Genomic DNA, 22,326 nt, shown 5'->3' with positions numbered 1-22,326 from the left:
GCGCCCGGCGCTCGCCGATCGTTCACACCGACGGTCGACCGGATCGGGTGGGCGTGGGAACGGACCCACCCGGAAGCGGGTCGGGCGCCCGGAGACGGAGTCAGAAGCGGGGCATGCCGCCGAACTGCCGGTCGCCCGCGTCACCGAGGCCGGGGACGATGAACTTGCGGTCGTTCAGACCCTCATCGATGGAGGCCGTCACCAGGCGCAGCGGCAGACCGGAGCGTTCCATCCGCTCGATGCCGGCCGGCGCGGCGAGCACGCAGAGCACGGTGATGTCGGTGCAGCCCCGGTCGGCGAGCAGTCGGCAGCAGTGCTCCAGTGAACCGCCGGTGGCGAGCATCGGGTCGAGCACCAGTACCGGCAGCCCGGCAAGGTCGCGGGGCAGCGACTCCATGTACGCACGCGGCTCGTAGGTCTCCTCGTCCCGGGCCAGACCGACGAAGCCCATCGACGACTCCGGCAGCAGACCGAGCGCCGCGTCCGCCATCCCGAGGCCGGCCCGCAGCACCGGCACCAGCAGCGGTGGTTTCGCCAGCCGGGTGCCCTGCGTGCTGGTGACCGGCGTCTGCACCGGGTGCCGCTCGACGGGGAAGAAGCGCGCGGCCTCGTACACCAGCATGGTGGTGAGTTGGTGCAGCGCGGCCCGGAACGAGGCGGAATCGGTCCGGGCGTCCCGCATGGCGGTCAGCCGCGACTGGGCGAGCGGGTGGTCAATGACGAGTACGTCCACGGTCGCTCAACCTACCCGCCCGCCGCGGCGGGCACCGCAGGTGTGGCCAGGCCGGCGACGCCGCCCACGCCCGGCGCCTGCCGGAATCCCTTCCGTGGTCGTCCGTCGGCTTCCGCCGCCCACCGGCACCCGCGCCCCCAGACGCCCCAGAGTCCGCCCGTGCCGGACCCGGCGGTCCGACGACTGACGGTGGACCGCCACCATGGCCAAGATCACGTGCTGATGACGTGCGTAGACTTCGGGCCATGACGGCGACTGCGACGTCGGCCCGGTCGGACCTCTCCGAGCTGGGACGATCCGAGACCGCTCTGCGGACCTTCCTGCACGGCCTGCCCGGCGTGGACCAGGTCGGCGCGGAGCAGCGGGCGGCACAGCTCGGCACCCGCTCCATCAAGACCACGGCCAAGGCTCAGGCGATCGACCTGGCGATCCGGATGGTCGACCTGACCACCCTCGAGGGGGCCGACACCGCCGGCAAGGTGCGGGCGCTCGCCGCCAAGGCGCTGCGTCCCGACCCGGCCGACCCGTCCTGCCCGCACGTCGGGGCGGTCTGCGTCTACCCGGCGATGGTCCCGCACGCCGCCGATGTCCTGCGTGGATCCGGCGTGCACCTCGCGAGCGTGGCGACCGCCTTTCCGTCCGGGCAGGCCCCGCTGGAGATCAAACTCGCCGACACCCGGGCCGCCGTCGAGGCGGGCGCCGACGAGATCGACATGGTGATCAACCGGGGCGCCTTCCTGTCCGGCCGGTACAAGGAGGTCTACGACGAGATCGTCGCGGTCAAGGCGGCCTGCGGCAGCGCTGATGCCGGTGGCCAGGGCGCCCACCTCAAGGTGATCCTGGAGACCGGCGAACTGGTCACGTACGACAACGTACGCCGGGCGTCCTGGCTGGCGATGCTGGCCGGCGGCGACTTCGTCAAGACCTCGACCGGCAAGGTACCGGTCGCGGCGACCCTGCCGGTGACCCTGGTGATGCTGGAGGCGGTACGCGACTTCCGCGCCGCCACCGGCCGGCAGGTCGGCGTCAAGCCGGCCGGCGGCATCAAGACCACCAAGGACGCCATCAGGTACCTGGTGATGGTCAACGAGACGGTAGGCCCTGACTGGCTTGACCCGGACTGGTTCCGCTTCGGCGCGTCCAGCCTGCTCAACGACCTGCTGATGCAGCGCACCAAACTGACGACCGGCGTCTACGCCGGTCCCGACTACTTCACCCTGGACTGAGCGCGATGTTCGAATACGCACCCGCCCCCGAGTCGCGCTCGGTGGTGGACCTCAAGCCCACGTACGGGCTCTTCGTCAACGGCGAGTTCGTCGATCCCTCCGACGGCGGCACGTTCAAATCGGTCAACCCGGCCACCGAGGAGGTCCTCGCCGAGGTCGCCGAGGCCGGCGACCGGGACGTGGACCGCGCGGTGCAAGCCGCCCGGACGGCGTACGAGAAGGTCTGGGGCCCGATGCCGGGCCGGGAGCGGGCCAAGTACCTGTTCCGGATCGCCCGGATCGTCCAGGAACGCTCCCGCGAGCTGGCGGTGCTGGAGTCCCTGGACAACGGCAAGCCGATCAAGGAGGCCCGGGACGTCGACCTGCCGCTGGTCGCCGCGCACTTCTTCTACTACGCCGGCTGGGCCGACAAGCTGCGGTACGCGGGCTTCGGCCCCGACCCGCGGCCGCTCGGCGTCGCCGCCCAGGTCATCCCGTGGAACTTCCCGCTGCTCATGCTGGCCTGGAAGATCGCCCCGGCGCTCGCCGCCGGCAACACCGTGGTCCTCAAGCCGGCCGAGACCACCCCGCTGACCGCGCTGCTCTTCGCCGAGATCTGCCAACAGGCCGACCTGCCAGCCGGCGTGGTCAACATCGTCACCGGCGCCGGCGACACCGGCCGCGCGCTGGTCGAGCACGCCGGTGTCGACAAGGTCGCCTTCACCGGCTCGACCGAGGTCGGCAAGGCCATCGCCCGCGCCGTCGCCGGTACCCACAAGAAGCTCACCCTGGAGCTTGGCGGCAAGGCCGCCAACATCGTTTTCGACGACGCCCCGGTCGACCAGGCCGTCGAGGGAATCGTCAACGGCATCTTCTTCAACCAGGGCCACGTCTGCTGCGCCGGCTCCCGCCTGCTGGTCCAGGAATCCGTCGCCGACCGGGTGCTGGAGTCGCTGAAGCGGCGGATGGCCCAGCTGCGGGTCGGCGACCCGCTGGACAAGAACACCGACCTCGGTGCGATCAACTCCGCCGCCCAGTTGGCCCGGATCCGGGAGCTGTCGGAGGCCGGGACGGCCGAGGGCGCCGAGCGCTGGTCGCCACCGTGCGAGCTACCCGACCGGGGTTTCTGGTTCGCACCCACCATCTTCACCGGGGTCACCCAGGCGCACCGGATCGCCCGGGAGGAGATCTTCGGCCCGGTGCTGTCCTTGCTGACCTTCCGCACCCCGGCGGAGGCCGTCGAGAAGGCCAACAACACGCCGTACGGGTTGTCGGCGGGCATCTGGACCGACAAGGGCTCCCGGATCCTGTGGCTGGCCGACCGGCTCCGCGCCGGCGTGGTCTGGGCAAACACGTTCAACAAGTTCGACCCCACCGCACCGTTCGGGGGCTACAAGGAGTCGGGCCACGGTCGCGAGGGCGGCCGGCACGGGCTGGAGGCGTACCTCAATGTCTGAGCGGGTCGCCGTACGTAAGACGTACAAGCTCTTCATCGGCGGGAAGTTCCCGCGCAGCGAGTCGGGACGGTCGTACATCGTGCAATCCGCGAACGTGTCGTTGGCCTCCCGCAAGGATGCGCGGGACGCGGTCGTCGCCGCCCGCGCCGCCGGGCCGGGCTGGGCCGGGGCGACCGCGTACAACCGGGGTCAGATCCTCTACCGGGTCGCCGAGATGCTGGAGGGCCGCCGCGAGCAGTTCGTGGCACTCGGCGTGTCCGGCGACGAGGTCGACGCGGCGATCGACCGCTGGGTCTGGTACGCCGGTTGGTCCGACAAGCTGCCCCAGGTGTGCGGGGGCGCGAACCCGGTCGCCGGGCCGTACCTGAACCTGTCGACGCCGGAGCCGACCGGCGTCGTCGCCGTGGTGGCCCCGGCGGCGCCGGCGCTGCTCGGCTTGGTCAGCGTGATCGCCCCGGCGATCGTCTCCGGCAACACGGCGGTGGTGGTTGCCTCGCCGGCGGCTCCGCTGGCGGCCGTGACGCTGGCCGAGGTGCTGGCCACCTCCGACCTGCCCGGCGGGGTGGTGAACATCCTCACCGGCCGCCTCGCCGAGACGGTGCCGACGCTGGCCAGCCACATGGACGTCAACGCGATCGACCTGACCGGCGTGGCCGACGCGGACCTCGCCGCCGACCTGGAGGTCAGGGCCGCGGCCAACCTCAAGCGTGTGCTCCGACCGGCCCCGGCCGACCACGACTGGCTCGCCGACCCGGCCATCACCCGCATGACATCGCTGCTGGAAACGAAGACGGTCTGGCACCCCAAGGGGATCTAGTTCGTCCCGGCGAGTGAGTCGATGTCAGGTGCGCCGCCCCTGAACCGAACGCTCTACTACGCGGGGTAGGATTGCGGGGTGACTCGACTCGGTGATCTCGAACGTGCGGTGATGGACGTGCTGTGGGACGCGGTCCCCGCCACGTCGGGTGGCGTCACCGTCCGGGAGGTGGCCGACGCGTTGCGGAGCCGCGAGTTGGCGTACACCACCGTGATGACGGTGCTGGACCGGCTCGCCGGCAAGGGCATGGTGCAGCGGGAGCGCGAAGGCCGGGCCTGGCGGTACCGGGCCGCCGCGACTCGCGAGGCGCACATCGCCCAGCTCATGCTCGACGCGCTCGATCTCGGTGGCAGCCGGGATGCCGCGCTGGTGCGCTTCGCTCGCTCGGTCACCGGCACCGAGGCGGACGTGTTACGTGCCGCACTCGGCGCCGAGGCCAGCCTGACCGACACCGCCGCCCCGGCCGACCGTTCCGCACCGGCCGACGCCGGGTCACTGACCGACGAGGTAGCCCCGCCGGCAAGGGACCGGTCCGAGCGAACGCGGCTGGCCGACGAGGCGGCGGACCGGTAGGGCGACGGCCATGGGCTACGCGCTGCACTTCGGCGTCTCGGTGCTGGCCTGCTGGCTCGCCGCCCAGGTGCTGGCTCGCTCGACGTGGACGTGGCGCAGCCCCCGCGTCGCGATCCTCTGCTGGCAGGCGGTCGGGCTGGCCGTCGGCCTTTCCGCGATGGGTCTGCCGATGGCCGTCGGCCTGGCCGCGTACGACCTGCCGACCGGTAGCGCACTGTGGGCGCTCGCCGCGGATCTCGGGCACGGCACCCTGCCGGTCGGGGTGGGCGCCGTCCACCTCGGGCTGATCGGCGTCGGCTTCGGCATCGGAGCAGTGCTGCTGACCACGACGGTCCGCAGCCTGCACAGCGCCGTACGCGCCCAGCGACGCCACCGCGACCTGCTCACGCTGGTGGCCCGCCGGGACCCGACGGTGCCCGGGGCGCTGGTGCTCGACCACCCCAGCGCGGCGGCGTACTGCCTGCCCGGCGTCCGGCCCCGCGTGGTGGTGAGCGCCGGCGCGCTCGACCTGTTGGACCGGGCCGAACTGGCGGCGGTGCTCACCCACGAGCGGGCACACGCCCAGGAGCGGCACGATCTGGTGCTGCTGCCGTTCACCGCGCTCCGCCGGGCGCTGCCGTGGTTCCGATGGGTGCGCGACGCATCCGAGCGGGTCGCCCTGCTGGTCGAGATGCGAGCCGACGACAAGGCTCGGGAGCTGCACGCCGAGGCGCCACTCGCGGGCGCACTGCGCCGGTTCGCCGCCGCCGGCAACCGAATCACGCCGGCTGGCACGCTCGGCATGGGCGACCAGGACCTGGACGTCCGCGTGCGGCGGCTGCTCGACTCCGGGCGGCCACCCCGGGTGATCGGGACCGCCGCACTCGGCCTGACCACCACCCTGGCCGCCCTGCCCATCTCCCTCTTCCTGAGCTGAGCCGGTGCCCACGCGCGAGCTGGGCGGCAGTGGCCTCCCGGCGCACGCGGGGCCGCTGCCCGCCAACCGTCGGTGTGCGGCTGCGCGGCCGGCCGGGCCGGAACCGCCGCTGCCGGCCCTACTAGGCTTTCAGGCGATGCGTTGGTGGGTGTTCCGGGGACGGACCGACGGCAGGGCACCGGTGTACCGGTGAACCGCCGTCCCTTCGACCCGCGTCTGCTGCGTCGGGTCCCCGCGGCCCGGCGCGACATCGCCGTGCTCGCGCTTCTCGGCGTGCTCGCCGCGGGTCTGGTGCTGGCCCAGGCAACGGCACTCGCCGCTCTGCTCGCCACCGCGTTCGAGGGGCGGCTGGACCGACCGGCCCTCGCCGGGTTCGTCGCAACGGTGGCCGCTCGGTCGCTGCTGGTCTGGGCGCAGGGCACCGTGTCAGCGCGGGTCGCGGCAACTGTCAAGGCGGCGCTGCGGATCGAGCTGCTCGACGCGGTCGGCCGGCACGGCCCGAGCTGGGTCGCCGGGCAGCGGGCCGGGCAGCTCGCCACCCTCGCCGGCCGGGGCCTGGACGCGTTGGACGCCTACTTCACCGGCTACCTGCCCCAGCTCGTGCTGAGCGTGACGGTGCCACTGGCGGTGCTGGCCCAGGTCTTCGTCGCCGACTGGACTTCGGCCCTCATCATCGCGGCCACGGTGCCACTCATCCCGATCTTCGGTGCGCTGCTCGGCTGGCAGGCGCAGGCGGCGACCGAACGGCAGTGGCGACGGCTGTCGCTGCTTGGCGGGCATTTCCTGGACATGGTGGCCGGGCTGCCCACCCTGCGGGCCTTCGGGCAGGCGCGGGCGCAGACCGACGTGGTCCGGCGGATGGCCGACGGGCACCGGGTGGCGACCATGAAGACGCTGCGCATCGCGTTCCTCTCCGCCCTGGTGCTGGAGCTGGTCGCCACCCTCTCGGTGGCGCTGGTCGCGGTGCCGGTGGGCGTCCGGTTACTCGGCGGCGGACTGGCCCTGAAGACGGCACTGCTGGTGTTGCTGCTCACTCCCGAGGCCTACCTGCCGCTACGCGCGGCCGGCAGCCGCTTCCACGCCAGCATGGAGGGGCTCACCGCACTGGACGAGGCACTCACGCTGTCCGCCGCGGTTCCTGCCGCCGCCCGCCGTCCGGGAGCGGCCGTGCCGGACGGCCACGGAGAAATCCGCTTCGACGGGGTGACCGTCGCCTACGACCGCACGGTCGCCCTGCGTGACGTCACGCTGACCATCCGGCCGGGCGAACGGGTCGCCGTCGTCGGGCCGAGCGGCGCCGGCAAGAGCACCCTGTTGAACCTGCTGCTCGGCTTCGTCACGCCGACCGGAGGCCGGGTCACGGTGGACGGGGTGGACCTGGCCGACGCCGACCTGGACGCCTGGCGCCGGCAGGTCGCGTGGGTGCCGCAGCGGGCCCATCTCTTCGCCGCCTCGCTGGCCGACAACATCCGCCTCGGCTCCCCCGACGTCCCGGACGACGCGCTGGCCAGGGCGATCCGCGGCGCCGCGCTCGACGAGGTCGTCGGCGCACTGCCCGACGGGCTGGCCACCGTCCTGGGCGAGCGCGGGCACGGCCTCTCCAGCGGCCAGCGGCAACGGGTGGCGCTGGCCCGCGCGTTCCTGCGGGACGCACCGGTGGTGCTGCTCGACGAACCGACCGCCCGACTGGACTCGGCCAGCGAGGCGGCCGTCCTCGACGCCACCCGCGCCCTGGTGGCCGGCCGGACGGCGGTGCTGGTCGCCCACCGACCCGCGCTGCTCGCCGACGCCGACCGCATCCTGCGGATCGCCGACGGGCGGGTCACCGAACTCACCCCGGCCCCCGCGGAAAAGGCGGCCTCGTGAGTGCGCCCGAGCGGACCGTGCTGCGGTTGGCCCGCCCGTACCTGAACCGGCTGCTCGGTGCGGGCCTGCTCGCCGCCGCCACCGAGTTCGCCGGCCTAGCCCTGATGGCCACGGCGACGTGGCTGCTGATGAGCGCCGCCGGGCGTCCGCCACTGGACCGCCTGACCGTCGCGATCGTCGCCGTCCGCGCGCTCGCGATCGGGCGTGGTGTGTTCCGCTACACCGAACGCCTGGCCGGGCACGACGCGGTGCTGCGGCTGGTCACCGACGTCCGGGCCCGGGTCTTCGCCGCCCTGGCCGCCCGCCGGGACGGCGCGGGTCAGCGCACCGGTGACACGTTGAGCCGGCTGGTCTCCGACGTGGAGGCGGTCCAGGACCTGCTGCTGCGGGTACTCGTACCGGCTGCCGCCGCGGGGCTGGTGAGCGTGGTCGCCGTCGGTACCGCGGCGCTTGTCTCACCGGCCGCCGCCGGGGCGCTCGCCGCCGGCCTGCTGCTCGCCGGCGGCGCGCTGCCGGCCCTGGCCACCGCGCTCACCCGACACGCCGCCGCCGAACTGGCTCCGCTGCGTGGGGCGCTGGCCGCCGACGCGGTCGACCTCACCCACGGCGCCGCCGACCTCGCCGCCTTCGGCGCCACCGGGCAGGCCCTGACCACGGCCGCTGACCGCGCGCGGCGGCTGGCCCGGCTCGAACGGCGGCTGGCCGCAACCGGGTTCGCAGTCGACGCGGCGGGCGTACTGGTGGCGGGGCTGACCGCTGCGGCGGTCGTGCTGGTTGCCCTGGGCACCGGCGTGGACGGGGTGCTGGTCGGCGTGCTGGCGGTCTTCACACTCGCCGCGGTCGAGATCGCGCTGGCGTTGGTCGGCGCCGCCCGGCACTGGACCGGACTGCGCGCTGGCCTGGCCCGGGTGGCCGCCCTGCTGAACGAGGTCACCGGCCCTACGCCGGCGGCCGGAAGCGTCCCGTCGACCGCAGCTCTCCCCGCCGGGGAGCCGGTGCCGGCCCACCCCGCCGAGGCCGCACCGCCGGCGACCGCCGCCATGCGGTTCGAGGACGTGACCGTGCGGTACCGGGCCGGCGCCGATCCCGCCCTCGACCGGTTCCGCCTGGACCTGCCGCCCGGGCGCCGGGTCGCCGTGGTCGGGCCGAGCGGCGCGGGCAAGAGCACGCTGGCCGCCGTCCTGACCGGCGCGGTCCGACCCACGTCCGGCCGGGTTCTCCTAGCCGGACGGGACCTGTCCGGGTACCCGGCCGACATCCTGCCCCGACTCGTCGGGGGGCTGCTCGCCGAGGCGCACGTCTTCCACGCCACCGTCCGGGAGAACCTCCTGATCGGGCGGCCCGGCGCGGGCGAAGACGAGTTGGTCGCGGCCACCGTCACCGCGGGGCTGCGCGACTGGGTACGCGAGCAGCCCGAGGGTTGGGACACCGTGGTGGGTGAGGAGGGCGGGCAGCTCTCCGGCGGCCAGCGACAGCGGCTCGCCCTGGCGCGGGCGCTGCTCGCCCGGCCGGCGGTGCTGGTGCTCGACGAACCGACCGAGGGGCTCGACCCGACCGCGGCGGACACCGTGCTCGGTTCCGTCCTGGCCGTCACCGATCAGCACTCCGTGCTGCTGATCAGCCACCGGCTGCGCGGCCTGGACGGGTTCGACGAGATCGTCGTACTCGACTCCGGCCGGGTGGTCCAGCGTGGCCGGCACGCCGACCTGATCGACACGCCGGGGTGGTACCGGGACCAGTGGCTCCTCCAGGAGGCCGCCGAGCGTGGCTACCTGGCCCTCGGGCCTGTCTTCTGACCGTGGACCGGTTGGTCGGGGCGACGCGCCGCCGTCCCGTGATCGGCGTTGAAACCGGTGGATCCGGGTCGGCCCAGGGATGTCCCGGACGGCATCGAACCGACGGGCGTGGCAGGGTGGTTGCCATGCGGGGCGGCGATGATCTGCTGGTGGAGGAGCGGCTGCGGGCGCTGGGCGAGCAGCTACGCGGGCCGAGCGGGCTGAAGGCCGACCTCTTGACCGAGGCGCGGCACGGGCTGTTGGACGCCGTCGAGGCGTACCGAGAGGGTGGGCTGTCGACGGCGGAGGCCCACCGCCGGGCGGTGGCCGAGTTCGGCACACCGGCGCAGCTCGCCCCGGCCTATCAGGCCGAGCTGGCGGTGGGTGCGCTGCGCGGGCTGTCCTGGCGGGTGTTGGCGGTGGCCGCTGCCAGCATCGCCGCCGGCGACCTCACCTGGCGCGGCGCGAGCTGGAGCGACGGCCCCCGCCCTCCGGCGGGCTATCTGCTCCTCGCGGCATCCATCGACTGGCTCTGGTTGTTCGCCGCCGTGCTCGGCGGCCTCGGCGTCCTGGTGGCCGGGGCGAGCCGGCACAGTCCGGTGCTTCACCGGTTGGTCGGTGCCGGCCTGGCCGTGCTGCCCGCCCTGGGCGCGCTCACCGGCTCAGCCCTCTTCGGCTGGTCGGTGGGGCTCTGGGACGGCGCGCTGACCTGGCCACCGATGATCATCGGCGCGGTCCTGGTGGGGGTCGGTTTCCTCTGGCTGGGTCGTGCCGCCCGAAGCTGGGTACACGCCGTTCGTTGACGGGTCCCGAGTGGCCACCGGGTGCGACGGCCGGGGACACGGCCCCCGGCGGCGGTGATCAGGCCGGCGCGGTCGGCGGCACGTCGGCGTCGAGGAACCGCCCGACGGTCCTGCTGAACTGCCGCCACCCGGACCGCTCGCCGGCCAGGGCACCGCGGCCTGCGTCGGTGAGCTGGTACGTCCGCCGCTCCCGGCCGTTGACGGTGCTCCAGGTGCTTGCCACGTAACCGGCCCGCTCCAGCCTTCGCAGGGCCGGATAGATGGTGCCGGTCGGCAGGTCGAGCTGGCCGTCACTGCGCGCGCGGAGCGCCTCGATGACGGCGTAGCCGTGCAGTGGCCCCTGTTCCAGCACCGCCAGCAGCAGTGCGTCGAGGTGTCCGTGCAGCGCCTGGGCCTTCATACGTAGCAACGCTACTTGTCAGCCGGCCGGTCCGCCACCGGGGTGCGGGCATCGTCACCCCCGGGTCGCCCACTAGGGTATGTGCGCGTAGTCACTCGCCGGAGGCGTCCGGCGGGTAAGCAGCCCGAGCACACGGAGGTCAGCGTGGCCCGCCAGTCACCTCACCGGCCCGACGCCGACGAGCCCGAGCTCGACGGCCCGGCCGAGTCCGGCACCGCATCCGCGTCCGCCGGGGCGACCCGCGCGCTCTGGGAGGAACTGCGGATCGACCCGGTGGAGATCGCCCTGCCCGCCGGCACCGGCTACACGCTGCGGGCATACCGGCCGGCCCGGGAGCTTACCCCGACCGACGTCGAGGAGCGGGACCAGGACGACCCCTTCCTCGCTCGGCGCCAGGTCGTGGCCGAGGAGGAGGATGACGACGAGGCCGTCGTCATCCTCGACGAAGAGGTCGCGCAGGATTTCGCCGAGAGCGACGAGGAGGCGGGCCGCGACACGAAGGACGGGGCGAAAGCCGACGCGGACGAGGACTCAGCGGCCGCCGAGGAGGACACCGGCGACGAGGAGGTGCCGGTCTTCCTCAGCCACAAGGGCCGGCTGCTGCTCTTCAAGACCCCCGAGTCCCTGGTCACTTTCGTCCGGTCCGGTGCACCCAACGACCTGGCTCAACTGGACAGCTGGAACGAACTGTCCGAACGGCTGGAACCGGCCGACATTGCACCACTCGACCAAGACGTCTACGAGCTCGACCTGGTCGTGGAGAATCTGCGCGGCGGGCACGACGCCTGGGACTCCACACTGCTCATCGAGGCCGGCGAGGTCGCCCGTGACATCTCGTACGCGCTGCAGCTACCCGCCGTGCTGGACATGCTCTCCGCGGGGTCCAGTCTCGACGATCTGGACGAGGCACTGCGGGCCTCGGTCAACGGGGGGATCGGCGGATTCCTCGGCCGGCGCAGATTGAAGAGAATCGGGGCACAAACCGCAAGTTTGGGTTGGCGCACCATTGTCGGCAAGATCTCTGCCGTCGTGGACTGGCGCGACTGATCCTTACCAGGGAGCATCAGTCTCTGGCAGAGAAAGATCTGTGTCCCGGGAGGAGGACGACGCCGTGGCGCTCGTGCGCGTGTACTGCGGTCTGGCCTCGGCGGATCCGGCCGGCCGACCGACTTCGGCCGGATCGGCGCTGACGTCCGCTGTGGTCGACGACGCAGGCCGTCTGCTGCATGTCCGCGAGATCAGCGACGACCCCGCTGGCTACGCCCAGCTGGTCACACTGCTCGTGGACCGGTCGGGCGGGCCGAGCGGTGCGGCGATCGCCGCCGACAGCGACGACCACACGATCACCTCGCTACTCAGCGCCGCCGGTCGGCCGCTGGCGATCGCCGACGACGACTCGGTGGACGACTTCGCTGAGCGGTTCGCCGACGACGACTCCCTGGAGGAGATGCAGTCACCACCAGCGGAGCGTCGGGCCGTCGGCCTGGCGCGCGCCCTGCAGGCAGGGGCGCTCTCGGCCGTCACGCTGCCCGCCCCCCGGGATCTCGCGGGCTACAAGCAGGTGCTCGCCGCGCACGCGGCGCTCGCCAACGGCCGGCACTCGGCTGCGGTGGCCCTGCGTGAGGTGCTACGCGAGCTGTACCCGGCCGCGCTGCGCGCGTACCCCGATCCGGCCGAGCCCGTCGCACTGGCGGTCCTGGACGCCCTTCCCGAGCCCGGCATGCTGGGCGGCGTGGGCTCGGACCGGGACGACGCCGCCGAACGCGCCGCGGCGAGCCTCACCGCTGGCGGCGTCGCCGACGCCGACGAGGTCGGGGCCGCCGTGACCAGTTTGCGGCTGGCCGTCTCCGAGACGCCCCGCCGGGCGACGGTCAACCGGGTCCTCACCTCGGCGGTGTCCGAGACGATTCGCCAAGCCGTCGCCTCCGTGCGGGCCTGCGACGCCGGTTGTGACGCGCTGGTCGGCGCGCTTGACGACCGAGTGGGCACCCCAGGGCCCGGCCGCCGAGCGGCCGCCCGGCGCGGCGACGCGGTCGGCGACCTGTCCGGCGCCACGACCGGCACCAACCTGCGTTCGGTCCGCTCCGCGGAGCCCGCCCAAGCGGCGCCCGGCGCCCGGCGGGCCCGCCCGGAGCCGGTTGCCGGCGCCACGCCACCGCCGTCTCCCCGCCCACTCGGTCCGCCCCCGGTCGCGCCGGCACCGGTGGCACCGCCCCCGGTCGCCCCACCACCGGTCACGCCCGCAGCGCTGGCCGGCCCACCCGTCTCCGCGCCGCCGGCCCGTCCAGCGGCTACACCGAGTCGGATCGACGGCCCGACGAACCGCCCGATCTCGGCACCGCCGCCCCCGCCGCCCGGCATCACGCCCATCGCGCCAACGCAACGTGGGGCGGTTCCCCCAGCCGAGGCCGGCGAGCCCTTCCGTCCGACGCTGACCACGGCAGCGATCAACAGCGCTCGCGCGGAACGGCAGCGCACGATGATCCCGCCCCGCCCCAAGAACACGACCGGGTCCCCGGCTCCTGCCGCCGGCCCCAGCGCCACAGATCTCAGCATGCCCGTCCCCACCCCGCGTCCCAGCGAGGAGCCGACCGCCCCGGGCTCCCGGGCAAACTGGCCCCTGATCAACAACCTGGAAGACCCGGCCGACAGTTCGGCGCGTAACCCGGTGGTCGGCTCGTACGGCGGTCGGGGGGTTGACGCCCCTACCGACCCCGGAAACGAGCGCCGGGTCACGCCGCCCTGGCTCGCGGACGACCTGCCGCAGGAGCCGCCGATGCTGCGCCTGGTCGAGCCGCCACCGCTGGCCGACCGTGCGTTGCGCGACGGCACCGATCCGGACCTGGAGACGCCGCCGCTGCGACTCGTCGATCGGGAGGATGCCCGCGGCGGCCGGCAGGGCCTGCGCGCGGGACCTCCCGCTGCCGAACACCAACCGCAGCCGGTCGCGCACCGGCTCCCACCGGTCGCCGACGACGGGGACGGCGACCTGCTGATCTTCGCCCAGGCGAAGTCGGCCTGGTTCGTGGGTCACGACGACAGCACCGACCTGAGCTGGTCCTCCACCGCGGACAGCGGCTGGCAGGCGGCGGAGCAGGCAGCCCAGCCCGCGGTCGGCACCGAGACGTCGGCCGGCTTGCCGAAGCGGGTGCCGCAGGCCAATCTCGTCCCCGGTTCGCCGCTACACGAAGAGCGTCCACTGCGGATTGTGCGGGACGCGGCGAGCCTCGCCGAGAACACCACGGGCTACTTCCGCGGATGGCGTCGCGGTCAGGAGATCGGCGGCTTCGCGGTGGGTGGGCGCCCAGGTCGGGAGTCCGCCGGGGGCTGGGACTTCAGCCGTGACACCGGCGACCGTGACGACGAACGGGAGTACGAGTACCGCTCCGCGAGCTACCGGTCCTGACTCCTCACACGCGGGGGCAGCACCAGCCCGCGCACCGTTCCTGACGACGAGGCCCCCGGCTGCCGGGGGCCTCGTCGTGCGCGTCGCCCCGTGGAGCTGGGGCCGCGGTCTCATCCTCGGCAAGCCCGAACATCGGGCCGGGCACGGTCAGGAGTAGTCGGCGGTCGGCGCGGTGCGGAAGCGCCCGGCGTCCCGCTGCGCGGACCAGCCGGCACCGCACCGTAGTACCCGCAGGCCACGACGCGCCCGGCGACGGCCCGGAGTCACCACCGGGCGCGACCCGGGCACGATCAGGCCGGTGCCACGGCGCGCGAACGACGCATGGTGAGCACGTACTCGACCAACGAGATCAGCACGTGCTTGGTCGACTCCCGGTTCCGGGCGTCACACGCCACCACCGGCACGTCGGTGGAGATCGCCAGTGCGTCCCGGACGTCCTGCGGGTCGTGGTACTGCAACCCGTCGAAGCAGTTGATCGCGATCAGGTACGGCAGCCGCCGGTGCTCGAAGAAGTCGATCGCCGCGAAGCAGTCGGCGAGCCGGCGGGTGTCGACCAGGACAACCGCGCCGATGGCGCCACGGACCAGCTCGTCCCACATGAACCAGAACCGGGTCTGCCCGGGTGTACCGAACAGGTACAGGATCAGGTCACGGTCGATCGAGATACGACCGAAGTCCATGGCCACCGTGGTCGTCGTCTTGCCCGGCACCTGCCGGTTGTCATCGACGCCCACGCCCGCGGAAGTCATGATCGCCTCGGTGGTCAGCGGCGTGATCTCCGAGACCGAGCCGACCAGCGTCGTCTTACCGACGCCGAATCCACCGGCGATAACGATCTTCGCCGACGTCACGCGCCCGCTCGGGGTCGGCGGGCGGTGCGACATGTCAGAGCCTGCGAAGTCCACTCAGCACCCTCTCCAGCAGTTCAGTGCCCACCGCGTCGTCCGAGTCGTCCAGAATGGTCGGCTCGTGGACCGCGACCAGGCCGTCCGTCGCCATGTCGGCGATGAGCACCCGGGCCACACCGAGCGGAAGCTGCATCCGCGCCGCGATCTCGGCTAGCGACTGCACGCGTCCGTCACACAGCGCGGCGATGTACTGGTGCTCACGGCCGTGGCCGCCGTTGCCGGCGGTAGCGGCCCGACCGCGCACCGTCGTCTCGACGAGCGCCTCCATCGCGATGTCGAGTCGGGGGCGGGTACGACCACGGGTCACGGCGTATGGACGGACCAACGCGCCGGTCGGCTCGTCACGATCGGCCATGTCGCCGCTCACCTCCTTCGTACCCAGTACCGGCTCGCGCCGGTCGAACCCCTCGTTGTCGTTGTTGCCCCGCCGACCGCACGGTCAGCGGAACATCAACCCAGCACGCCCGCAGCCGCACGCGGCTGCGGGGTCAACGCGTCACCCACCCGGTCGACCAGCAGCGCCATCTCGTAGCCGACCTGGCCGACGTCGCAGCTGCGGGCGGCGAGCACGGCGAACGACGAGCCGTCCGAGATCGACATCAGGAACAAAAAGCCGTTGTCCATCTCGACCACCGTCTGCAGCACCGCCCCGCCCTCGAAGCAGCGAGCCGCCCCCTGGGTGAGGCTGACCAGCCCGGACGCGATGGCGGCCAGCTGGTCGGCCCGGTCCCGCGGAAGGTCCCGCGAGGCCGCGAGGAGCAGGCCGTCCGCCGACACCGCGACCGCGTGCGCGACTCCGGGCACCCGGTCGGCGAAGTTGGCGAGCAGCCAGCCGAGATCCTGCGTAGTAGTCATCCTTCTTGCTCCTTCTGCCCGCTTTCGGCCACGGGGCCTGAGCCAGACTGCGAGGACTGCCCGCCCGGAGTCTCCTCCGGGCTGGTCGGGTTGCTGTCGGAGGGGTTACCACGCCCCCGCTGGACGCCGCGGTGGTACGCGGAGAGCAGGCCCCGGACCGACTCTGGCGTACGCCGCTGCACCGACGTCGCAGGCTTCTCCACGGCACCGGGCACCAACTGCGCCATCGGGGTGCGCTTCGGCAATCCGGTAGAGGTGGTCGACGCTACCGGCACCTCGCTGGCTGCCGAGGCGGCCCGCCACCCGTCGTCCGCGGCGGTCTGCCAGCCGCCGCCGGCCGCCACGCGCCGCTGGGCGAACCCGGCGGCGGGCGCGTCGGTCCCGCTCACCGTCGGGCCGTACTGCTGGCGCGGCGCTCCGCCGGTCGTCGGGGTTTCAGCCATCGGTGTGTTACCTGTCGTTGCGGGTGGTGACTGTGGAACGGCCAATTCGACCTTGGCGTTCTGCTGGGTCGCGGCGCCACGGTTCGTCCCGGTGACCTTGGGAGCCTCCTCCGGCCCCGACCGGCGGGTACGGAACCAGGCCGACTCGAGCTCCCGGAAGATTGGCAGCTCCATCGTCTCGTCGGCGTACCGCTGCCGGTTCTGAGGCGGCTGCGGGGTGGTCGGCCGGGCCACCGCGGGCGGCATGGTCGGGGCCGGGCGGGTGACCGGGGCCGGGCCGGCCTGCAGTTCCGGGGTGGCCGGTGGCTCCACGGTCGGGCGGGCGACCCGGGGCAGCTCGGTTGTCATGTCCAGCGCTGCGGCAAGCCGCTCCGGCACCGCCGGGGGCGCGGTGTCCCGGTTGACGCCCGGCACCGGCGGCCAGGCCGGCGGGGCGGACGCGCTTGGGGTGGGCGCCGAGGCGACCGGACGCTGTGGCAGGGGCGCCGGGTACGGCTGACCGGACGACGGGGCAGCCGAGATCGGCTGACCGGAGACGGGCGAGGCGGAGACCGGCGAGGCGGAGACCGGCATACCCGATGTCGGCGGGCTGAAGGTCGGCGACCCGGAGTACGGGTCCGGCGGCGTGGAGACCGGCGGAGCCGAGTACGGGCGGACGTCCGCGCTGGTGGGACGTTGCCGCGGAATCGCGGGCTGCTGTCCGGTGGCGCCCGGGTCCGCCGACGCGCGGCGCTGCGGCAGCGGTTCGGTCGACTGGTTGTCCGAGCTGCGCGGGGTGTACGCCGCACCACCGTTGGCGCCGTTCACAGCGGCCGTGGCGCCGGTGAGGTCCGACCAGGCCGGCATCCCCCGGGCCGCGCCCGCAGTGGCGGGCATGTCGGAGCCGTTGCGATGTGCTGGGTCGAACGGTCGACCGCCGAGCGTCACCTGGTTGCCGGATTCGCCGGGGTGGGGACCCGCGGGCGACGCGGCGGGGGCGTTCCCGAGCGCGGGGAGGGCGTCGAAGGCGGTTGCTGGGCCGGTGGCGGCCGGCGACAGCGCCGAAGGCGGCTGCATCCGGCCGGCGAGCGCCCGGGGCACCAGCACCGAGCCGGGCAGGGTCACGTCCGCGACGGTGCCCCGCTCGGCGCCGGAGCGCAGCTCCACCTTGACACCGTGCCGGGATGCCAGCCGGGCGACCACCACCAGACCCATCATCCGCGACACCGCAACGTCCACCTGGGGCGGCGTGGCGAGCTTCTCGTTGAGCTCCCGGAGCTGCTCCGGGCTCACACCGATGCCGCGGTCCTCGACGTAGAGCGAGGCGCGTTCGCCGACCCGGCGGGCCTCGACGACGACCTGCGAGTCCGGTGGCGAGAACGCCGTGGCGTTGTCGAACAACTCGGCGACGAGGTGGACCAGATCGTTGACGGCGTGTGCGGCCACCTCGATGTCCCGGTCGACGACCCCGAACTCGATCCGCGTGTAGTGCTCGACCTCGGACTGGGCGGCCCGGAGCACGTCGATCAGTGCGGCTGGCTCCCGCTGTACCCGGGTGGAGTCCGCACCGGCGAGCACCAGCAGGTTCTCGTCGTTGCGGCGCATCCGGGTCGCCAGATGGTCGAGCTGGAACAGCTCGGCCAGCCGGTCCGGGTCCTCCTCGCCGCGCTCCAGCCGGTCGAGATGCCCGATCAGCCGGTCGACCAGGATCTGCGACCGGCGGGCCAGGTTGACGAACATGGTCGCGACCGACGCCCGCAGGGCGGCCTGCTCGGCGGCCGTCCGCACGGCCTCGAGGTGGACCGCGTTGAACGCCTCGGTCACCTGACCGAACTCGTCCTTGCTGTGCACCGGCAGCGGCTCGGCGATCTGGTTGGCCAGCTGCACCGGGGTGAGTCCGCCGGTCACCTGCGGGTCCCGCAGCCGGGCGACGGCCTGCGGCAGTCCGTACCGGGCGATGGAGAGCGCACCCTGCCGCAGGTCGCGCAGGGAGCGAGCCATCGAGCGGGCGACCAGGTAGGCGAAGAGGATGGCCAGCAGCAGCATGCTGAGCAGCAAACCGGTCTCCAGGAAGACCTGACGCTGCACGTCGGAGCGGATGTCGTCGGCAACTCGCACGGCATCGGCGTCGATCTTCGCTTCCACCTGCCGGACCAGGCCGGCGTACGCGGTCATCGCGTTGTTCCACTGGTCCGGTGTGAAGCCGGCGAGTCTCGGGTCACGGGCGTCGGACAAACTGCGCAGATTGCTGTTGTAGCTGTTCGCCTCGCGCGAGTCCGGGCCGGCGACAGTCTGCTCGTAGAACTCCTGGTCGGACCGACTGGCGATCGACTTGAAGGTCTCTTCCCACTGCAACTGACCGGTAAAGGTCGAGATGTAGGTGTTGCGCAGTTCCGGGGTGAGCGCCCCCTGGATGAAGGCCTCGTGCACCACGTCTCGTTGCTGGGTCAGATACTCCTTGTCCCGGGCGAGAGCGGTCGCCGGGCGCATCAGGTCACTCAGGTCGGTGTCACCGGCCAGTTGCGTCGCCGAGTCTCGGATGTTGAGCAGGTCCGCGAGCAGCTGCTCGTACTCCTTCTCGGCCTGGTCGCGGCCGAGCCGGGCGTTGAGCACCTGGCTGCGGGTGCCGGGCAGGTCGGCCAGGATCCGGTCGATGGAGCGCAGATGACTCTCCACGGTGCTGGGCAGGTCGTCGACCTCGGCTCGCTGCCGGGAGTACGGCGCCCTGGCCTCGTCGACCCGGGCTGCCGCCTGCTCGAACGTCTTCCGGTAGGCCTCGTTGGACTGGCCCTTCCGCACGCCCAGCAGCCGGATCGCGGCGGTCCGCTCGTCCTGTAGCCGGTGGACCAGCTCGCCGGAGTAGCCGACCAGGGTGGTGAGGTCGCCGGCACGGTTGGCGTTGTTGAGCGTCTGCAGGTGGTCGACCAGACCACTGGTCCCCACGACGACCGTGGCGATGGTCGGCACGATCATGATGAGACCGAGCTTGGACCAGATCGGCATGTCGCGGAGCCGGCCGGCCGGCCGGCGCAGACGCGACAGGAAGGATTCTGCCGTCTTTGGCCGTTTGCTCACGTCACCGCCCTCGCGATTGCAGCGTCCGCGTTACCGTCGGGCAACGCCCAGTGGCCGACCCGTGGGGTCGGACCATCCGAGATTCCATCACGCCTCCCCGGAAAGAGAAAGCCCAGGTTGGCCCTTGCCGACGGTGTGGTGGAATGTTCTTGGGATCTGATAGCAGCCCGTCTGGCTGGAGTCACTGAAAGTAATGAAGCACCCCTACCGAGTCATCCTGCTCGCTGGCCCTTCGGGTTCCGGGAAGTCGTACATAGCCCAACGAACTGGGCTTCCCGTGCTCTGCTTGGACGACTTCTACAAAGATGGCGATGACCCTACGTTGCCGCGACAGCACGGCCGAGTGGACTGGGAATCGCCCGCTTCCTGGGACGCCGGAGCAGCCGTGAAAACGATTGTCCGACTGGCTCGGGACGGCCAAGCGGACGTGCCGGTTTACGCCATCGAGCAGGACCGCAAGGTGGCCACGCGGTCATTTGACCTAGCCGGTTCGTCACTTTTCGTTGCCGAAGGGATTTTCGCGGCCGAGATCGTCGCGGAGTGCCGCCGCCGCGGAGTGCTCGCCGGCGCGTACGCCCTCCGACGGCCACGCGGGGCGACCTTCGTCCGCCGGCTGGCCCGTGACCTCGCCGAGCAGCGAAAGGCGCCCCAGGTGCTGGTCCGCCGGGGGGTGGCACTGCTCCGCGCCGAGCCGGCGGTGCTGCGTCGGCAGACCAGCCTCGGCGCGGAGGCCGCCCGCGCGGGCGAGGTGCTGCGCCGGGTGGCCAGCCTGCTCGCCGGCCACCCGCACCGCTCCTGACGCCCGCCGGACCACCCGCACGGCCGCGGCGCCACCGGGCCGCCGGCGGCCCGTGCGTCGGTCAGGCGATCAGCTTCGCGTACGCCGGCTTGATCACCTCGTCGATGATCTGCAGACGCTGGTCGAACGGGATGAACGCGCTCTTCATCGCGTTGATCGTGAACCACTGGAGCTCCCGCCAGCCATACCCGAACGCGTCGACCAGCAGCGCCATCTCGCGCGACATGGAGGTGCCGCTCATCAGCCGGTTGTCGGTGTTGACGGTGACCCGGAAGCGCAGCTCCCGCAGCAGCCCGATCGGGTGGTCGGCGATCGACGTGACCGCGCCGGTCTGGACGTTCGACGACGGGCACAGCTCCAGCGGGATCCGCTTGTCCCGCACGTACGCGGCGAGCCGGCCGAGCACCGGCTCCGGGCCGGGCGTGATGTCGTCCACGATCCGGACGCCGTGCCCGAGTCGGTCAGCCCCGCACCACTGGATGGCCTGCCAGATCGAGGGCAGTCCGAACGCCTCGCCGGCATGGATGGTGAAGTGGAAGTTTTCCCGCTGGAGGTACTCGAAGGCGTCCAGGTGCCGGGTGGGCGGGAAACCCGCCTCGGCGCCGGCGATGTCGAACCCCACCACGCCGGCGTCCCGGTGCCGCACGGCCAGCTCGGCGATCTCCTGCGACCGGGCGGCGTGCCGCATGGCGGTGAGCAGGGTGCCGACGCGGATCGGCGTACCCGCCTCGGCGGCGAGCGCGCTGCCCTCCGCGAAACCGGCGACGACCGACTCCACCACCTCGTCCAGCGTGAGGTTCTGCTCCAGGTGTTGCTCGGGGGCGAAGCGGACCTCGGCGTAGACCACACCGTCTGCGGCCAGGTCCTGCGCGCACTCCCGGGCCACTCGACGCAGCGACGACGCGGTCTGCATGACCGCGACCGTGTGCGCGAACGTCTCCAGGTAGCGCTCCAGCGAACCGGAGTCCGCCGCCTCGACGAACCAGCGGCCGAGCGCTTCCGGCTCGGTCGTGGGTAGCTCGTGCCCGACCTCCGCGGCCAGCTCGACGATCGTCGCCGGCCGCAGGCCACCGTCGAGATGATCGTGCAGCAGTGCCTTTGGAACCTTGATGATGTCCTCGTACCGGATACTCGCGACCATGGTCAGACCCTAGTCGGCGCCGGCCGCCGGAAGTCCGGGATACCGTGGTGACGTCCGACCCACCAGCCGAGATCGATGGCATTTCGGCTGGAAAGCTAGGATCGACCCATGGCTGACCCACGGTGGCGGGAAGGGCGCGAACAACGCGCCTGCGCCTGAGATGGACACCCGGATCGTCGAGCGTCTGCGCTGCCCGGTCTGCGGCGCGCCGCTGAGCGAGGTCGCGGCCGGCACCGCCCGCGCGCTGCGCTGCCCACACCGGCACACCTTCGACGTGGCCCGCCAGGGGTACGTGAATCTGCTCGCCGGCCGCGCCCCGCACGTCGGTGACACCGCCGAGATGGTGGCCGCCCGCGCCGGCTTCCTCGCCGCCGGCCACTACGACCTCGTCTCCGACGCCCTGGCCGGAGCCGCCACCGAGGCCGTCGCCCGTTACCGCGCCGGTCACCCGCCCGCCCTCTGCGCTGCTTCAGCCCACCCGCCAGAGACCTCGGTCCACGCACCGGCGACCGCGCCAGGCCCCTACGCGGCGGTGGGCGGCGCACACCAGCCGGACACGGCTTCCGGGCCGAGCTTCCGGGCGTGCCCCCTGGTGGTCGATGCCGGAGGGGGGACAGGTTGGCACCTCGCGGCGGTGCTCGCGGCGCTCCCGGACGCCGTCGGCCTGGCACTGGACGTGTCGAAACCGGCGCTGCGCCGCGCGGCCCGCGCTCACTCTCGGGCGGTGGCGGCGCTGGCCGACACCTGGCAGCGGCTGCCACTGGTCGACGCGTCCACCGCCGTACTGCTGAACGTGTTCGCCCCGCGCAACGGTGCCGAATTCCGTCGGGTGCTCCACCCGGCGGGCACGCTGCTCGTGGTCACCCCGGCCGAGGATCACCTCGCCGAGCTGGTGGACGCGCTCGACCTGCTCAAGGTGGACCCGGCCAAGGCGGACCGGGTGGCCGCCAGTCTGGGCGGACACTTCGTCGAGGAGTCGGGCAGCGGACACCGGACCCGGTTGGCCCTGAGCCGCGCCGAGGTGGCCACCCTGGTCGCCATGGGCCCGAGCGCCTGGCATGCCGACCCGGCCGGGCTCACGGCCCGGATCGCCGCCCTGCCGGAGCCGGCCGCGGTGACCGTGTCCGTCCGCCTCGGCGTCCACCGGCCGCGCTGAGCCCCCAGGTGGAGAGGGT

The 22,326-nt window shown here is 72.9% G+C and carries 18 protein-coding genes and 2 pseudogenes; 13 read left to right on the top strand and 7 right to left on the bottom strand.

What is annotated here, in order from left to right:
* Positions 1 to 100: 100 nt before the first annotated feature.
* A complete protein-coding gene (gene upp, locus QTQ03_RS23720) occupies positions 101 to 733 on the bottom strand; it encodes a uracil phosphoribosyltransferase (RefSeq protein ID WP_289279958.1) in 633 nt (210 codons plus the stop codon).
* 245 nt (positions 734 to 978) lie between these two features.
* Here upp and deoC point away from each other — a divergent pair, with 245 nt between their 5' ends.
* The 8 genes from deoC (at position 979) to QTQ03_RS23680 (ending at position 10,145) form a co-directional block, all read left to right on the top strand.
* Positions 979 to 1,959: a deoxyribose-phosphate aldolase gene (gene deoC, locus QTQ03_RS23715; RefSeq protein WP_289279957.1), complete on the top strand. Its 981-nt coding sequence runs from the start codon at positions 979 to 981 to the stop codon at positions 1,957 to 1,959.
* A gap of 5 nt (positions 1,960 to 1,964) precedes the next feature.
* Entirely contained in the window at positions 1,965 to 3,395 is a 1,431-nt protein-coding gene (locus QTQ03_RS23710) for an aldehyde dehydrogenase family protein (protein ID WP_289279956.1), read from the top strand.
* The gene (locus tag QTQ03_RS23705) at positions 3,388 to 4,212 is read left to right on the top strand and encodes an aldehyde dehydrogenase family protein (protein ID WP_289279955.1); all 825 of its coding nucleotides are present in this window, start codon (positions 3,388 to 3,390) and stop codon (positions 4,210 to 4,212) included. Before QTQ03_RS23710 ends, QTQ03_RS23705 begins: the two co-directional genes overlap by 8 nt.
* Positions 4,213 to 4,290: 78 nt before the next feature.
* Positions 4,291 to 4,785 carry a BlaI/MecI/CopY family transcriptional regulator gene (locus tag QTQ03_RS23700; RefSeq protein ID WP_289279954.1) on the top strand — a complete coding sequence of 165 codons (495 nt, stop codon included), beginning with the start codon at positions 4,291 to 4,293 and terminating at the stop codon, positions 4,783 to 4,785.
* A 10-nt stretch (positions 4,786 to 4,795) separates the two neighbouring features.
* Positions 4,796 to 5,701: a M56 family metallopeptidase gene (locus QTQ03_RS23695; RefSeq protein ID WP_289279953.1), complete on the top strand. Its 906-nt coding sequence runs from the start codon at positions 4,796 to 4,798 to the stop codon at positions 5,699 to 5,701.
* 189 nt (positions 5,702 to 5,890) lie between these two features.
* The gene (cydD, locus tag QTQ03_RS23690; RefSeq protein ID WP_289279952.1) at positions 5,891 to 7,567 is read left to right on the top strand and encodes a thiol reductant ABC exporter subunit CydD; all 1,677 of its coding nucleotides are present in this window, start codon (positions 5,891 to 5,893) and stop codon (positions 7,565 to 7,567) included.
* A complete protein-coding gene (cydC, locus tag QTQ03_RS23685) occupies positions 7,564 to 9,363 on the top strand; it encodes a thiol reductant ABC exporter subunit CydC (protein WP_502889815.1) in 1,800 nt (599 codons plus the stop codon). Before cydD ends, cydC begins: the two co-directional genes overlap by 4 nt.
* A 125-nt stretch (positions 9,364 to 9,488) precedes the next feature.
* Positions 9,489 to 10,145 (top strand): permease prefix domain 1-containing protein, encoded by a 657-nt coding sequence (locus QTQ03_RS23680; RefSeq protein WP_289279951.1) that lies wholly within the window; start codon positions 9,489 to 9,491, stop codon positions 10,143 to 10,145.
* Between the two features lie 58 nt (positions 10,146 to 10,203).
* Here QTQ03_RS23680 and QTQ03_RS23675 read toward each other — a convergent pair whose 3' ends face one another.
* Positions 10,204 to 10,545 carry a PadR family transcriptional regulator gene (locus QTQ03_RS23675; RefSeq protein ID WP_289279950.1) on the bottom strand — a complete coding sequence of 114 codons (342 nt, stop codon included), beginning with the start codon at positions 10,543 to 10,545 and terminating at the stop codon, positions 10,204 to 10,206.
* An 81-nt stretch (positions 10,546 to 10,626) separates the two neighbouring features.
* On the opposite strand from QTQ03_RS23675, the gene QTQ03_RS23670 reads away from it, so the two are divergent.
* The 3 genes and pseudogenes from QTQ03_RS23670 to QTQ03_RS30765 all read left to right on the top strand — a co-directional run.
* Positions 10,627 to 11,592: a SatS C-terminal domain-containing protein gene (locus QTQ03_RS23670; protein ID WP_289279949.1), complete on the top strand. Its 966-nt coding sequence runs from the start codon at positions 10,627 to 10,629 to the stop codon at positions 11,590 to 11,592.
* Between the two features lie 40 nt (positions 11,593 to 11,632).
* Positions 11,633 to 12,581 (top strand): annotated as a pseudogene (locus tag QTQ03_RS30770) (transposase); the annotation flags it as partial.
* 74 nt (positions 12,582 to 12,655) lie between these two features.
* A pseudogene (locus QTQ03_RS30765) lies at positions 12,656 to 13,951 on the top strand (transposase); the annotation flags it as partial.
* A gap of 290 nt (positions 13,952 to 14,241) precedes the next feature.
* Here QTQ03_RS30765 and QTQ03_RS23660 read toward each other — a convergent pair.
* The 4 genes from QTQ03_RS23660 to QTQ03_RS23645 all read right to left on the bottom strand — a co-directional run bounded on the left by QTQ03_RS23660 (position 14,242) and on the right by QTQ03_RS23645 (position 19,211).
* The gene (locus QTQ03_RS23660; protein WP_289279947.1) at positions 14,242 to 14,835 is read right to left on the bottom strand and encodes a GTP-binding protein; all 594 of its coding nucleotides are present in this window, start codon (positions 14,833 to 14,835) and stop codon (positions 14,242 to 14,244) included.
* A 1-nt stretch (position 14,836) separates the two neighbouring features.
* Positions 14,837 to 15,214, bottom strand: coding sequence for a DUF742 domain-containing protein (locus QTQ03_RS23655; protein WP_289279946.1), 378 nt, complete (start codon positions 15,212 to 15,214; stop codon positions 14,837 to 14,839).
* A gap of 95 nt (positions 15,215 to 15,309) precedes the next feature.
* Entirely contained in the window at positions 15,310 to 15,714 is a 405-nt protein-coding gene (locus tag QTQ03_RS23650; protein ID WP_289279945.1) for a roadblock/LC7 domain-containing protein, read from the bottom strand.
* Positions 15,711 to 19,211: a sensor histidine kinase gene (locus QTQ03_RS23645; protein WP_289279944.1), complete on the bottom strand. Its 3,501-nt coding sequence runs from the start codon at positions 19,209 to 19,211 to the stop codon at positions 15,711 to 15,713. The genes QTQ03_RS23650 and QTQ03_RS23645 overlap by 4 nt, the downstream gene beginning before the upstream one ends.
* A gap of 385 nt (positions 19,212 to 19,596) precedes the next feature.
* On the opposite strand from QTQ03_RS23645, the gene QTQ03_RS23640 reads away from it, so the two are divergent.
* Positions 19,597 to 20,010, top strand: coding sequence for a hypothetical protein (locus tag QTQ03_RS23640; protein WP_289279943.1), 414 nt, complete (start codon positions 19,597 to 19,599; stop codon positions 20,008 to 20,010).
* Between the two features lie 61 nt (positions 20,011 to 20,071).
* Here QTQ03_RS23640 and QTQ03_RS23635 read toward each other — a convergent pair whose 3' ends face one another.
* Positions 20,072 to 21,151 (bottom strand): adenosine deaminase, encoded by a 1,080-nt coding sequence (locus QTQ03_RS23635; protein ID WP_289279942.1) that lies wholly within the window; start codon positions 21,149 to 21,151, stop codon positions 20,072 to 20,074.
* A gap of 160 nt (positions 21,152 to 21,311) precedes the next feature.
* Here QTQ03_RS23635 and QTQ03_RS23630 point away from each other — a divergent pair, with 160 nt between their 5' ends.
* The gene (locus QTQ03_RS23630) at positions 21,312 to 22,307 is read left to right on the top strand and encodes a putative RNA methyltransferase (protein ID WP_289279941.1); all 996 of its coding nucleotides are present in this window, start codon (positions 21,312 to 21,314) and stop codon (positions 22,305 to 22,307) included.
* Positions 22,308 to 22,326: the final 19 nt, after the last annotated feature.

Origin of the sequence: Micromonospora sp. WMMA1363 (assembly GCF_030345795.1) — a bacterium.
Classification (GTDB): domain Bacteria; phylum Actinomycetota; class Actinomycetes; order Mycobacteriales; family Micromonosporaceae; genus Micromonospora.
This window is presented reverse-complemented; position numbering and strand designations above follow the sequence as displayed.

What these genes read in the sequence shown, in the direction of transcription:
- QTQ03_RS23705 (WP_289279955.1), top strand. Translation starts at nt 3,388, where the DNA reads ATGTCTGAGCGGGTCGCCGTACGTAAGACGTACAAGCTCTTCATCGGC.
- deoC (WP_289279957.1), top strand. Translation starts at nt 979, where the DNA reads ATGACGGCGACTGCGACGTCGGCCCGGTCGGACCTCTCCGAGCTGGGA.
- QTQ03_RS23710 (WP_289279956.1), top strand. Translation starts at nt 1,965, where the DNA reads ATGTTCGAATACGCACCCGCCCCCGAGTCGCGCTCGGTGGTGGACCTC.
- QTQ03_RS23650 (WP_289279945.1), bottom strand. Translation starts at nt 15,714, where the DNA reads ATGACTACTACGCAGGATCTCGGCTGGCTGCTCGCCAACTTCGCCGAC.
- QTQ03_RS23675 (WP_289279950.1), bottom strand. Translation starts at nt 10,545, where the DNA reads ATGAAGGCCCAGGCGCTGCACGGACACCTCGACGCACTGCTGCTGGCG.
- QTQ03_RS23680 (WP_289279951.1), top strand. Translation starts at nt 9,489, where the DNA reads ATGCGGGGCGGCGATGATCTGCTGGTGGAGGAGCGGCTGCGGGCGCTG.
- QTQ03_RS23630 (WP_289279941.1), top strand. Translation starts at nt 21,312, where the DNA reads ATGGACACCCGGATCGTCGAGCGTCTGCGCTGCCCGGTCTGCGGCGCG.
- QTQ03_RS23655 (WP_289279946.1), bottom strand. Translation starts at nt 15,214, where the DNA reads ATGGCCGATCGTGACGAGCCGACCGGCGCGTTGGTCCGTCCATACGCC.
- QTQ03_RS23660 (WP_289279947.1), bottom strand. Translation starts at nt 14,835, where the DNA reads ATGTCGCACCGCCCGCCGACCCCGAGCGGGCGCGTGACGTCGGCGAAG.
- QTQ03_RS23635 (WP_289279942.1), bottom strand. Translation starts at nt 21,151, where the DNA reads ATGGTCGCGAGTATCCGGTACGAGGACATCATCAAGGTTCCAAAGGCA.
- QTQ03_RS23695 (WP_289279953.1), top strand. Translation starts at nt 4,796, where the DNA reads ATGGGCTACGCGCTGCACTTCGGCGTCTCGGTGCTGGCCTGCTGGCTC.